This window comes from Chromobacterium sphagni, assembly GCF_001855555.1.
GTDB lineage: Bacteria > Pseudomonadota > Gammaproteobacteria > Burkholderiales > Chromobacteriaceae > Chromobacterium > Chromobacterium sphagni.
This window is the reverse complement of sequence record NZ_MKCT01000025.1, coordinates 22,623-34,841: the sequence shown is the minus strand read 5'-3', so window position 1 is coordinate 34,841 and position 12,219 is coordinate 22,623. Positions and strand designations below refer to the sequence as shown.

The 12,219-nt window shown below is 64.1% G+C and carries 12 protein-coding genes; 2 read left to right on the top strand and 10 right to left on the bottom strand.

All coding sequences use genetic code 11. From position 1 onward, the window contains the following. From BI344_RS12365 to BI344_RS23925, 4 genes are all read right to left on the bottom strand, one after another. The coding region (locus BI344_RS12365; protein ID WP_420912610.1) for an HAD-IC family P-type ATPase at positions 1-1,115 on the bottom strand (1,115 nt) is incomplete at its 3' end. A gap of 26 nt (positions 1,116-1,141) precedes the next feature. Then, positions 1,142-2,950 (bottom strand): potassium-transporting ATPase subunit KdpA, encoded by a 1,809-nt coding sequence (gene kdpA, locus BI344_RS12360; RefSeq protein WP_071113245.1) that lies wholly within the window; start codon positions 2,948-2,950, stop codon positions 1,142-1,144. Between the two features lies 1 nt (position 2,951). Beyond that, positions 2,952-3,041 (bottom strand): K(+)-transporting ATPase subunit F, encoded by a 90-nt coding sequence (kdpF, locus tag BI344_RS12355; protein ID WP_021476355.1) that lies wholly within the window; start codon positions 3,039-3,041, stop codon positions 2,952-2,954. Positions 3,042-3,749: 708 nt separating this feature from the next. Beyond that, on the bottom strand, positions 3,750-3,977 hold the full coding sequence (locus BI344_RS23925; protein ID WP_139166989.1) for a hypothetical protein: 228 nt from the start codon (positions 3,975-3,977) through the stop codon (positions 3,750-3,752). 14 nt (positions 3,978-3,991) lie between these two features. Between BI344_RS23925 and BI344_RS12350 the strand changes: the two genes are divergently transcribed. After that, complete coding sequence (locus tag BI344_RS12350; protein WP_071113244.1) at positions 3,992-4,759, top strand: sulfite exporter TauE/SafE family protein; 768 nt, start codon at positions 3,992-3,994, stop codon at positions 4,757-4,759. 1 nt (position 4,760) lies between these two features. Here BI344_RS12350 and BI344_RS12345 read toward each other — a convergent pair whose 3' ends face one another. The 6 genes from BI344_RS12345 to recA form a co-directional block, all read right to left on the bottom strand. Further along, the gene (locus BI344_RS12345) at positions 4,761-5,513 is read right to left on the bottom strand and encodes a substrate-binding periplasmic protein (protein ID WP_071113243.1); all 753 of its coding nucleotides are present in this window, start codon (positions 5,511-5,513) and stop codon (positions 4,761-4,763) included. A gap of 204 nt (positions 5,514-5,717) precedes the next feature. Next, complete coding sequence (locus tag BI344_RS12340) at positions 5,718-6,209, bottom strand: GNAT family N-acetyltransferase (RefSeq protein WP_071113242.1); 492 nt, start codon at positions 6,207-6,209, stop codon at positions 5,718-5,720. A 116-nt stretch (positions 6,210-6,325) separates the two neighbouring features. After that, positions 6,326-8,959: an alanine--tRNA ligase gene (alaS, locus tag BI344_RS12335; RefSeq protein ID WP_071113241.1), complete on the bottom strand. Its 2,634-nt coding sequence runs from the start codon at positions 8,957-8,959 to the stop codon at positions 6,326-6,328. A gap of 63 nt (positions 8,960-9,022) precedes the next feature. Continuing rightward, positions 9,023-9,481, bottom strand: a complete 459-nt coding sequence (locus tag BI344_RS12330; RefSeq protein WP_071113240.1) for an SRPBCC domain-containing protein — start codon at positions 9,479-9,481, stop codon at positions 9,023-9,025. Positions 9,482-9,484: 3 nt separating this feature from the next. Further along, entirely contained in the window at positions 9,485-9,943 is a 459-nt protein-coding gene (gene recX / locus BI344_RS12325; RefSeq protein WP_071113239.1) for a recombination regulator RecX, read from the bottom strand. Beyond that, the gene (recA, locus tag BI344_RS12320) at positions 9,943-10,998 is read right to left on the bottom strand and encodes a recombinase RecA (protein WP_071113238.1); all 1,056 of its coding nucleotides are present in this window, start codon (positions 10,996-10,998) and stop codon (positions 9,943-9,945) included. Before recA ends, recX begins: the two co-directional genes overlap by 1 nt. A gap of 161 nt (positions 10,999-11,159) precedes the next feature. Here recA and hrcA point away from each other — a divergent pair, with 161 nt between their 5' ends. Then, on the top strand, positions 11,160-12,179 hold the full coding sequence (hrcA, locus tag BI344_RS12315) for a heat-inducible transcriptional repressor HrcA (protein WP_239690883.1): 1,020 nt from the start codon (positions 11,160-11,162) through the stop codon (positions 12,177-12,179). Positions 12,180-12,219: the final 40 nt, after the last annotated feature.

The window sequence follows — 12,219 nt, the reverse complement described above, 5'->3', positions numbered from 1 at the left end:
GTTTCGTCGGCCAGCGACGCCAGCTGGGCGGCGTCGGCCAGGTCCTTCTCGCTCACGCCCGGAGCCGGGATGAAGGTGGATGCCTGGCGGTTGCCCAGCGTGATGGTGCCGGTCTTGTCTAGGAGCAGCACGTCCACGTCGCCGGCGGCTTCCACCGCGCGGCCGGAGGTGGCGATCACGTTGGCGCCCATCATCCGGCTCATGCCGGCCACGCCGATGGCGGACAACAGGCCGCCGATGGTGGTCGGTATCAGGCAGACCAGCAGCGCCACCAGGGTGGTGATGCTGATCGGCGAGCCGGCCTTGGCCGCGTCCACACTGAACAGCGAGAAGGGAAGCAGGGTGACGGTGACGATCAGGAACACGATGGTCAGCGCCACCAGCAGAATGGTCAGCGCGATCTCGTTCGGCGTTTTCTGGCGCTTGGCGCCTTCCACCATCGCGATCATGCGGTCGAGGAAGGTTTCGCCCGGATTGGCGGTGATCTTCACCACGATCCAGTCAGACAGCACGCGGGTGCCGCCGGTGACCGAGGAGAAGTCGCCGCCGGACTCGCGGATCACCGGCGCGGATTCGCCGGTGATCGCCGATTCGTCCACCGAGGCCACGCCTTCGACCACTTCGCCGTCCACTGGGATCACGTCGCCGGCTTCCACCAGCACGTAGTCGCTCTTTTTCAGGCTGGCGCCGTCGACGACGGTCTTGGCTGCGTCATAACGCGGGCCGGCCAGCTTCTTGGCCACCACGTTCTTCTTGGCGGAGCGCAGGCTGGCGGCCTGGGCCTTGCTGCGGCCTTCCGCCAGCGCTTCGGCGAAGTTGGCGAACAGCACGGTGAACCACAACCACAGCGCCACGCCCAGGATGAAGCCGGAGGAGGCTTCGCCCTTGCCGGCCAGCGACTGCAGCCACAGCGCGGTGGTGAGGATGCTGCCCACGTAAACCACGAACATCACCGGGTTGCGCCATTGGGTGCGCGGCGACAACTTCTTGAAGGAGTCGACGATGGCCGGTTTGACCAGCGCCGGGTCGAACATCGACGTGTTGCCGTTCTTGTGGCCTGCGGCGGCCGGAGTATGGTCCGGCGCCAGTGTCTTGGAATGATTCTTGTCGTTCATGTCAGTTTCCTTGCCTGCGGACGGGCTTAGCGGCCTGCAATCATCTGCAGGTGTTCAACCACCGGACCCAGGGCCAGAGCCGGAACATAGTTCAGGGCGCCGACCAGCAGCACGGTGCCAACCAGCAGCACCACGAACAGCGGGCCGTGGGTCGGCAGTGTGCCGCTGGTGACGGCCAGGCGCTTCTTCGCTGCCAAGGATCCGGCAATCGCCAGGATGGGCACGATCATGAAGAAGCGGCCGAAGAACATCGCGATAGCGGTGCTAACGTTGTAGAACACGGTGTTGGCGGACAGGCCTGCGAAGGCGCTGCCGTTGTTGTTGGCGGCCGAGGTGAAGGCGTACAGGATTTCGCTGAAGCCGTGCGCGCCGGGGTTGGCGATGCCGGCCTTGCCCGCCGCCGCGCTCACGGCGATGGCAGTCAGCGCCAGCACCAGGGTCGGGGTCACCAGAATGGTGATCGCGGTCATCTTCATCTCGTAGGTTTCGATCTTCTTGCCCAGGTATTCCGGGGTGCGGCCCACCATCAGGCCGGCGATGAACACCGCCAGAATCGCGAAGATCAGCATGCCGTACAGGCCGGAACCTACGCCGCCGAACACCACTTCGCCCAGCTGCATCAGGAACATCGGCACCAGTCCGCCGATCGGCGTCAAGGAATCGTGCATGGCGTTGACCGCGCCGCAGGAGGCGGAAGTGGTCACGGCGATGAACAGCGAGGTGTCGATGATGCCGAAGCGCGCTTCCTTGCCTTCCATATTGCCGCCGGATTGCAGGCTGCTGGCTTGCTGGTCGATGTGCAGCGCACGGTACTGTGGCACGCCGGCTTGCTCGGCGCTGGTTTCCACCACCACGGCGGTGGCGAACATGATGGTCATCGCGGCGATGATGGCCCAGCCCTGGCGGCGGTCGCCCACCATGCGGCCGAACAGGAAGCACAAGGCGGCCGGGATCAGGAAGATCGCGATGTCCTGCAGGAAGTTGGCCAGCGGGGTCGGGTTTTCAAACGGGTGGGCGGAGTTGGCGTTGAAGAAGCCGCCGCCGTTGGTGCCCAGCATCTTGATGGCTTCTTGCGAGGCGACCGGGCCCATCGGCAGGGTTTGCGTCTGGGTGGTCTTGTCTTCCATCGCAGGCTTGCCGTCCTTGCCGTTGACCGGGTTGCCCTTGGCGTCCACTTTGGGCTGCTGGTACTTGGTGACTTCGACGGTGTGCACGTCCTTGTAGGCGGCCAGGTTCTGGATCGCGCCCTGCTGGGTGAACACCAGCGCCAGCACCAGCGACAGCGGCAGCAGGATGTAGAGGGTCAGGCGGGTGACGTCGACCCAGAAGTTGCCGATCTTGCTGCTGCTGTGGCGGATGAAGCCGCGGATCAGCGCGATCACCACTGCGGCGCCGGTGGCGGCCGACAGGAAGTTCTGCACGGTCAGACCCAGCATCTGGGTCAGGTAGCTCATCGTGGTTTCGCCGCCGTAACCTTGCCAGTTGGTGTTGGTGATGAAGGAGACGGCGGTGTTGAACGAGGAGTCCGGCGATACCGCTGCCATCGCCTGCGGATTGAACGGCAGCATGCCTTGCAGGCGTTGCAGCGCGTAGACGGCCAGCGCGCCCAGCACGTTGAACAGGATCAGGGCCACGGTGTAGCCGCGCCAGCCCATTTCCTCATCCTGCTGGATGCCGGCCAGGCGGTAGAAGGCGCGCTCCAGCGGCGCGAATAAGCGCACCGCGCCCGGATTTTCCCCTTGCATGATGCGTGTCATGTACGCGCCAAGAGGCCAGGCCAATGCCAGCAGCACGGCCAGAAACAGCCCCAGTTGGAGCATGGCGGGTGTTGTCATGTCAGAAATTCTCCGGCTTAACCAATGCGTAGATCAGATAAACGAACAGCCCCAGCGCCAATAAGGCGCTGATCAGGTACCAGGCAGTCATGGTTTGCTCCCCAGTCGGTCGCAGGCTGCGATCAGCAGCAGGGTCAGGGCGGCGAAGCCGGCCAAGAGACCCATGTAAAGCAGATCCATAGTGAAAATCTCCATGCGTAATGTGCAATCTGGAAGGTACGCAAACGGGTGTCAAAAACCTGATAAAAGCGCGAGCATGGGTGTAAAGAAAGTATAAAAATACTGATAGATGCCATATTTTTGGGAAAATAATTTCTTTGTGAATGGAATATTTCAATTTTTTTTAGGCGTGGAGGCTGGGGGCGGCAGTATCGTGTCGCTTGCCGCATCGGCATCGCGGACGGATGGGCGGCGTTTAGGCAGTGTAAAGAAAAAAAACGGGAAGGGCAGGCCTTCTGCACTGGCGGAAAGGCGGGGCGGGGGCCGTGGCCCCCGTGTCGGACTTAGAACAGGTCGTCGCAGCGATCGGCCAGGAAGCGGGCGTCGTCGCGGTCATGCGCGCGCTGCCTTACCTTCTGCTGGCGCGATCTTTCCTCATCGCTCAATTGCGGCTTGGCCACCGCGTAGAGGAAGCTTTCATGTTGGTCACGGGCTTGTTTTCTGCGAACGCTCAGTGGGATACGAGAAATCATCCTGCACCTTTCGATCTCGAAACGTGGGCTTCTCAGGGAGCCTGGCGGCTGGCGCGCGGTCTGGTGTCGCTAGCTGTCAGGCGTGCCCTGACGGTATCAAATTGACGCTATTTGCCTGGTTTGTAAAGCACTTGCGTGATAAAGACGCCGCGGATGTGGTGTTCCTTGTCGTTTTGTTCTGATTGAAAACATAGGCGTTTGTTGTTACCGCGACGTGATGGCGTGATGAATTCTGCTCGTGAAGACAGATTTAGGTTTTGTGAGAATAATGTTGTATCAAAACGATCTAAATTGTTATAAGCAAAGCGCGTAGCATCGGGTGGATCTTGCAGCATGAATGGGGATGCCTATGGATTTGGGATACACGGTTGCGGGCTTGGCGGTGGGTTTCATCGTCGGGCTGACCGGCGTGGGTGGCGGTTCGCTGATGACGCCCATCCTGCTGTGGTTCGGTATCTCGCCGGCCACGGCGGTGGGCACCGACTTGCTGTACGCGGCTGTGACCAAGGCTGGCGGCGTGGCGGTGCACCATAGGCAGAAACATATCGACTGGCGGATCACGCTGCACTTGTCGCTGGGCAGCGTGCCGGCGGCGATGCTGACGCTGGGCTTGCTGTCCTGGATGCACGTGCCGGCGCAGGTGATGGACGCGCTGTTCCGTTTCGTGCTGGGCGTGGCCTTGCTGCTGACTGCCGGCGCCATCCTGTGCAAACCCTGGCTGATCCGGCTGGGGCAAAAACATTTTGGCGGTCTTGGCGTAGGCGAGCGCTGGTGGCCGACGGCGCTGGTCGGCGTGATGCTGGGGGTGCTGGTGACGCTCAGCTCCATCGGCGCAGGCGCCCTGGGCACGCTGGCGCTGTTCCTGCTGTATCCGGCTTTGCCGACCTCCCGATTGATAGGCACGGAAATCGCCCATGCGGTGCCGTTGACGCTGGTCGCCGGGCTGGGCCACGCCAGCATGGGCCACCTGGACTGGCTGCTGCTGCTCAAGCTGCTCAGCGGCTCGCTGCCCGGCATCTGGCTGGGCAGCAAGCTGACCGGCAAGCTGTCGGACCACTGGTTGCGGCCGGCTTTGGCGGTGATGCTGGCGTTGGCGGGCGTCAAGCTGGTGTTGTGAGTCAGGGGTGGTTGTAACGCTTGAGCAATGAGGCGTAGCGGCCATCCTGCTTGATCTTGTCTAGCGCCGCCTGCAAGCGGGAGATGTATTCCGGATTGCTGTCTTTTTGCATCGCGAAATAGAACTGGGTGCTGTCGTCCAGCACCTGCACCGAATCCAGCCGTTCCGGATTCTGCCCCTGCTGTTTCGCCGCGTAGCGCTGGAACAGCGCCACGCCGGCGCTGTATTGCACGCGGTGGGCGTACAGCAGCCGGGCCGACTGCGCCTCGTCATTGGTCAGCACCAGGTTCTGGTTGTCGACGAAGCCCAGCTTTTCCATCATTTTCTGTCCGGGGGTGTCGCGTGCCACCGCCACTGCCGCGCGCCTGGCGTCGTCCATTGAGGTGTACGGTTGCGCGCGGGGGCCCCCCAGGCGGAACAGTTCTATCGGCAGCGGCAGTGCCGGGCCTATCCATTTGAACATTTCTTCCCGTTCCGGCGTGCGCACGGTCAGATAAAGCATGGTGTTGGGCGTCTGCTGCGCTTCGCGCAGCGCCCGGCTCCATGGCCGGATCTGGATGACGGCGCGCAAGCCGCTGTCGTGCAGCATCATCAACAGCAGCTCGTTGGAAAAGCCCTTGTGGGCGCCATCCTCGTCGTAGCTAAGCGGCGGCAGGGTTTCGGTCAGCGCGAGGATTTCGGCCGGCGGCGGTTCGGCAGGGGCGGGCAGCGGACTCAAGGCGCAGGCGAGAAGGGCGGCGAGGAGCAGGCGCATGATGCTCTCCGGGATCGGTTGCGTAATCACACTATAAGCATTGTCTGCCCGAGGGCAAAAAAAAGCCCCGGACGGACCGGGGACATCAAGCAAACAACAAAGGAGAAGCCATAAGAAGCCTGTTAATATTAGCGATTGGTGATTTATTGGGTCTTGATCTGAAGCAAGTTTGCCCGGATGGCGGCGAAATCCGCCCAGTGCGGTTCAGGCAGCCAGCTCGGACAGGGCTTTGCTCAGCGTGATGCGCTCGTCGTCCACTCCTTCGGGATAGGGTTGCTTCTCCGCCAGCTGGTAGCCCAAGCGCTGGTAGAACTGCAGATTGCCGGGCAGCCGACGCCGGGTGGACAGCTGGATCTGCTGAACGCCTTGCAGGCGCAGTTGCTGTTCGGCGTGGCGCAGCAGCGCCGAGCCCAGGCCATTGCCCTGGAAGTCCGGATGGGTGCACACGCGTTTGACTTCGGCGCTGCCGTCTTCGGGAGGCAGCACCAGCAGGCAGGCGATGAGCCGGCTCTCCCTGGCCGCGACAAAGATTTGGCTGCCGCTGGCCAGATGGCCGGTAAGGCTGGCGACGGTTTCGTCCAGCGCGGTGGGGCGGCTGGGCAGGCTGGAGGCCAGCGGGGTGAAGGCCTCTTGCAGCAGCAGGCGGACGGCGGGCAGATCGTCCCAATCGGCGAGGCGGAATTCGGTGGCGGTCATGGCGTGCTCCGGTATGGGCCTGCGGTTTATTGTGCTGATTGATTATTACCATATGAAAAACGGCCACATGAAATTCATGTGGCCGTTTTGACGGTAGGACGATGGATGATCCGAACTTACAGCTTGCCGCCCACCCAGGCTTCCACGCCCTTCAGCGCGGCAGCCAGGTTTTCCGGCTGGGTGCCGCCGGCCTGCGCCATGTCCGGACGACCGCCGCCCTTGCCGCCCACTTGCTGGGCGACGAAGTTGACCAGCTCGCCGGCCTTGACCTTGGAGGTGAGGTCGGCGGTGACGCCGGCCACCAGGGTTACCTTGCCGTCGGCCTTGGCTGCCAGCACGATGGCGGCGGAGCCCAGCTTGTCTTTCAGCTTGTCCAGCGTTTCGCGCAGCGCGCTGTTGTCGGCGCCTTCCAGCTCGGCGGCCAGCACCTTGACGCCGTTGACGACGGCGGCGTTGTCGGCCAGCGAGTCGCCTGCCGAGGCGGCCAGTTGGCCCTTCAGCTTGGCCAGTTCTTTCTCCAGCGCCTTGACGCTGTCCTGCAGCGAGCCGATCTTGGCGACGACTTCGTCGCTGGTCTGCGCTTTCAGCGCGCCGGCGGCCTCTTTCAGCAGCGCGTCCTGCGCCTGCACGTGGGCTACCGCGGCTTCGCCGGTGACGGCTTCGATGCGGCGCACGCCGGCGGCCACGCCGCTTTCGGCGACGATCTTGAACAGGCCGATGTCGCCGCTGCGCTTGACGTGGGTGCCGCCGCACAGTTCGGCGGAGAAGTCACCCATGCTCAGCACGCGCACCTCATCGCCGTACTTTTCGCCGAACAGCATCATCGCGCCGGATTTCTGCGCGTCTTCCATGCTCATCAATTCGGCCTTCACTTCCACGTTGTGGCAGATCACGCGGTTGACCACCCGTTCCAGCTCGGCGATCTGCGCCGCGCTGACGGCCTCGCCGTGGGCGAAGTCGAAGCGGGTGCGCTCCGGGTTGACCAGCGAGCCCTTCTGCACCACGTGGCCGCCCAGCACGTGGCGCAGCGCGGCGTGCAGCAGGTGGGTGGCGGAGTGGTTGCGCGCGCTGGCGGCGCGGGCGTGCAGGTCGATGGTGGCGGTGACGGCGTCGCCCACCTTCAGCGCGCCGCGCGCAAGCCGGCCCTTGTGGCCGAAGGCCGCGGACTGGATCTTCTGGGTGTCGACGACGTCGAACAGCGCGTCGATGCCGGCGGTGGCGGAGATTTCGCCGACATCGCCCACCTGGCCGCCGCCTTCGGCGTAGAAGGCGGTGTTGTCCAGCACCACGATGCCTTCTTCGCCGGCCTGCAGCGAATCAACCGCCTCCATGCCCTTGAACAGCGCGAGAACCTTGGCTTCCACGCTGTTCTTGTCGTAGCCGTGGAAGGCGGTGTCGGCGCCGCTGTAGGCGATCTTGCCGGTCATCTTGAAGTTGGAGCCGGCGCGGCCGCGCTCGCGCTGCGCTTCCATCGCGCGCTCGAAGCCTTCGAGGTCGGCGTGGATGTCGCGTTCGCGGCAGATGTCGGCGGTAAGGTCCACCGGGAAGCCGAAGGTGTCGTACAGCTTGAAGATGGTGTCGCCGTCCAGCGCCTTCTTGCCGCCTTCCAGCGCGGAGTCGACCAGGCCCATGCCGATTTCCAGCGTCTCGGCGAACTTGATTTCCTCGGCGCGCAGCGCGTCTTCGATGTGGGCCTGCTTCTCGCGCAGTTCCGGATAGGCGTCGCCCATCTCGGCCGCCAGGTCGGCCACGATCTTGTGGAAGAACAGGCCCTTCTGGCCCAGCTTGTAGCCATGGCGGATGGCGCGGCGGGCGATGCGGCGCAGCACGTAGCCGCGGCCCTCGTTGGAGGGCAGGATGTCGTCGGCGATCATGAAGGAGCAGGCGCGGATGTGGTCGGCGATCACTTTCAGCGACGGCACGTCCTGGCTGTACGCCACGCCGGTTTCGCGGGCGGCGGCGCGCACCAGACAGGCCAGCGCGTCGGTCTCGTAGTTGGACTTGACGTGCTGCAGCACGGTGGACAGGCGTTCCAGGCCCATGCCGGTGTCTACCGACGGCTTGGGCAGCGGATGCAGTACGCCGGCCTCGTCGCGGTTGAACTGCATGAAGACGTTGTTCCAGATCTCCATGAAGCGGTCGCCGTCCTCGTCCGGGCTGCCCGGAGGGCCGCCGGCGACCGAGGGGCCGTGGTCGTAGAAAATCTCGGTGCAGGGGCCGCAGGGGCCGGTGTCGCCCATGGTCCAGAAGTTGTCGGACGCGTAAGGCGCGCCCTTGTTGTCGCCGATGCGGACGATCTTGTCGGCCGGCACGCCGACTGTCTTGTGCCAGATGTCGTAGGCCTCGTCGTCGGAGGCGTACACCGTCACCATCAGCTTGTCCTTGGGCAGGTTCAGCCATTGCTCGCCGGTGAGGAATTCCCAGGCGAAGCTGATGGCGTCGCGCTTGAAGTAGTCGCCGAAGCTGAAGTTGCCCAGCATTTCGAAGAAGGTGTGGTGGCGCGCGGTGTAGCCGACGTTTTCCAGGTCGTTGTGCTTGCCGCCTGCGCGCAGGCATTTCTGGCTGGTGGTGGCGCGGCTGTAGTCGCGCTTTTCAAAGCCGAGGAAAGTGTCCTTGAACTGCACCATGCCTGCGACGGTGAACATCAGCGTCGGGTCATTGCCGGGGATCAGGCTGCTGGAGGGAACGACCTGGTGGCCTTTGGCGGCGAAGAAGTCCAGGAACTTCTTGCGGATTTCGGAGGTTTTCATGATTGTCTGATCTATTTCAAAATTTTGCCCCGGACTGGCAGTCGGGCGAATCCGTCGATTGTGTCAAGCCGTGGCGGCGCTGGCAAGGGTTTCGCAGCGCTGTTTCAATGCCCGGTTCATCAGCAGGAAACCCTGGCGGGCGCTTTTCAGGCCTTTTGCGCCGAACAGCGGCAGCAGCAGGCCGCTGAGGGCGCCGCGGTGATGCAGCCGGGCGCCGCCGCCGTTCAGCGCCTCCAGCCGGAAGTGGTGGGCGCCGTCGAGCAGGCCGGGCAGGAGCAGTGAGCCGCGCCAGGCCAGCGCCTGCGGCGGGCAAAGTTCGGTGACGATCGGGCGGAAGGTCGTCCGCCTGCCGCCGGGAGGATGGAGGGTGGCCACCAGCCGGGCGCCCAAGAGGTGGCGTCCATGCAGGCCGACGATGAACGGGTTCCACTCCGGATAGCGCGGCCAGTCGCTCAGCACCTGCCAGACCAGCTCCGGGCCTGCGGCGATGTCGATTTTGGTGGCGATGCCGCGCGCGCTCATGGCTCAGTCCTCGTGAAAGTCGTCATCTCCGCCGCCGGCCAATACCTGGCGGATCACCTCGCCGGGAAAGCCGCGCTGGGCCAGGAAACGGTACTGCTTGGCCTTTTCCGCCGCGTCGGCCGGCAGGCGGCCGAACTTCTTCTGCCACTGCGCGCGGGCGCTGGCCAGGTCGTCCTGGCCGGACAATGCCTCGCGTATGGTGTCGTCGGCTACGCCGCGCTGGCGCATTTCCTGCTGCAGCCGGCGACTGCCGAACTTGCCGCCGCGGCTGCTGGCGAACTGCTGGGCGAAGCGCTGATCGGACTGCCAGTCGCTGCCGGCCAGTTCGTCCAGCACCGCGTTGAGCTCATCCTCGCTGTCGGCAAAAGGCGCGAGCCGCCGAACCAGTTCCCGCCGGGAGTACTCCCGGCGGGCCAGCAGTTCGACGGCCCGCGCCTTCAGGCTTTTTTCGCTTGCCGCCATCAGGCGTCGAAGGCGTCGTCGGCCAGTTCTTCCTCGTCGTCCTTGCCTTCGCTGATTTCGATCTTGATGCCGACCGCGTCGCGGATCTTGCGTTCGATCTCCTCGGCGATGGCCGGATTGGCTTTCAGCCATTCGCGGGTGTTGTCCTTGCCCTGGCCGATCTTCTGGCCGTTGTACGCGTACCAGGCGCCGGACTTGTCGATGAAGCCGTGCTTGACGCCCAGCTCGATGATTTCGCCGGCGCGCGAGATGCCCTCGCCGTAGAGGATTTCGAAATCGGCCTGGCGGAACGGCGGCGAAACCTTGTTCTTCACCACTTTGACGCGGGTATCGTTGCCGACCACTTCCTCGCCCTTCTTGATGCCGCCGGTGCGGCGGATGTCCAGGCGCACCGAGGCGTAGAACTTCAGCGCGTTGCCGCCGGTGGTGGTTTCCGGGTTGCCGAACATCACGCCGATCTTCATGCGGATCTGGTTGATGAAGATCACCAGGGTGTTGGTGCGCTTGATGTTGCCGGTCAGCTTGCGCAGCGCCTGGCTCATCAGGCGGGCCTGCAGGCCGACGTGGCTGTCGCCCATCTCGCCTTCGATTTCCGCCTTGGGCACCAGCGCGGCGACGGAGTCCACCACGATGATGTCGACACCGCTGGAGCGCACCAGCATGTCGCAGATTTCCAGCGCCTGCTCGCCGGTGTCCGGCTGCGAGATCAGCAAGTCTTCCACGTTGACGCCCAGCTTCTGCGCGTATTGCGGGTCCAGCGCGTTTTCCGCGTCGATGTAGGCGCAGGTGCCGCCCAGCTTCTGCGCCTCGGCCACCACCTGCAGACACAGGGTGGTTTTGCCGGACGATTCCGGGCCGTAGATTTCGACCACGCGGCCGCGTGGCAGGCCGCCGACGCCCAGCGCCAGGTCCAGCGTCAGCGAGCCGGTGGAGATCACTTGCAGGTTTTCGGTGATCTGGTTGTCGCTCATGCGCATGATCGAACCCTTGCCGAACTGCTTTTCAATCTGGGCGAGGGCGGCGGCGAGCGCCTTGCTCTTGTCTTCGGAAGCCATGCTGTCTCCAAATGGGGTAGGTCGGACCAATAATGGGGCGATTATCGCAGAAAACCAGAGCCCTAACAGCAGCTTGCCGGGGAACAAAAGCGCCTACCCGGCGCAAAGTCTTGCTGCTGGCCCTTTTGGCGCGGTTCAGGATGTGTACAATGGGGAACATGATGAACGAACGCGCCCAACGCTTGCTCAAGGTCCTGATCGAACGCTATATCGCCGACGGTCAGCCGGTAGCATCCAAAGCCCTGTCGCTGCTGCCGGGGGTGGAGCTGTCCTCCGCGTCCATCCGCAATGTGCTGGCCGAGCTGGAAAACATGGGGCTGATCGCTTCGCCGCACACCTCGGCCGGGCGAGTGCCCACCGCGCGCGGCTACCGGCTGTTCGTCGACCGTCTGCTGACGATACGGCCGCTGGACGCGCTGGCGCGCCACGAGTTGGAAGCCAGCCTGCAGCCGGACAGTCCGCAGCGCATCGTGCAGGCGGCGTCGTCGCTGCTGTCGGAGCTGACCAGCTTCGCCGGCGTGGTGATGACGCCGCAGCGCAGCGACGTCGCTTTCCGCCAGATCGAATTCCTGCGCCTGTCCGAGCGCCGCATCCTGATGATACTGGTGACGCTGGACGGCGACGTGCAGAACCACCTGCTGCTGACCGAGCGCGACTACACCCCGTCGGAGCTGGTGGAGGCGGGCAACTTCATCAACCAGCATTACAGCGGCCAAGCGCTGGACGCGGTCACCAGCCGGGTGGAGGGCGAGCTGCGCGAGCTGCAGGGCGACATTGCCGAACTGATGGCGGCAGCGGTGCGGCTGGGGCAGCAGACGCTGGCCAATAGCGGCGAGGACGTGGTGGTCAGCGGCGGCTCGCGCCTGCTGCAGGTGAACGACCTGTCCGACGACCTGTCGCGGCTGCGCGAGCTGTTCGGCGTGTTCGAGCGCAAGACTGAGCTGTTGAAACTGTTGTCGCAAAGCCGCGCGGCGCAGGGGGTGAACATTTTCATCGGCGAGGAGTCTGGACTGGTGACGCTGGACGAATGCTCGGTGGTGACCGCGCCCTATCGCGTCAACGGCCAGGTGGTCGGCACCCTGGGCGTGGTCGGCCCCACCCGCATGGCTTACGAAAGGGTGATACCCATCGTCGACATTACCGCGCGGCTGGTGGGCAGCGCCTTGTCGTTCCGCGATTGAGTCCGCGCCTTCGCCATCCACAGACATAATCAATAACGGA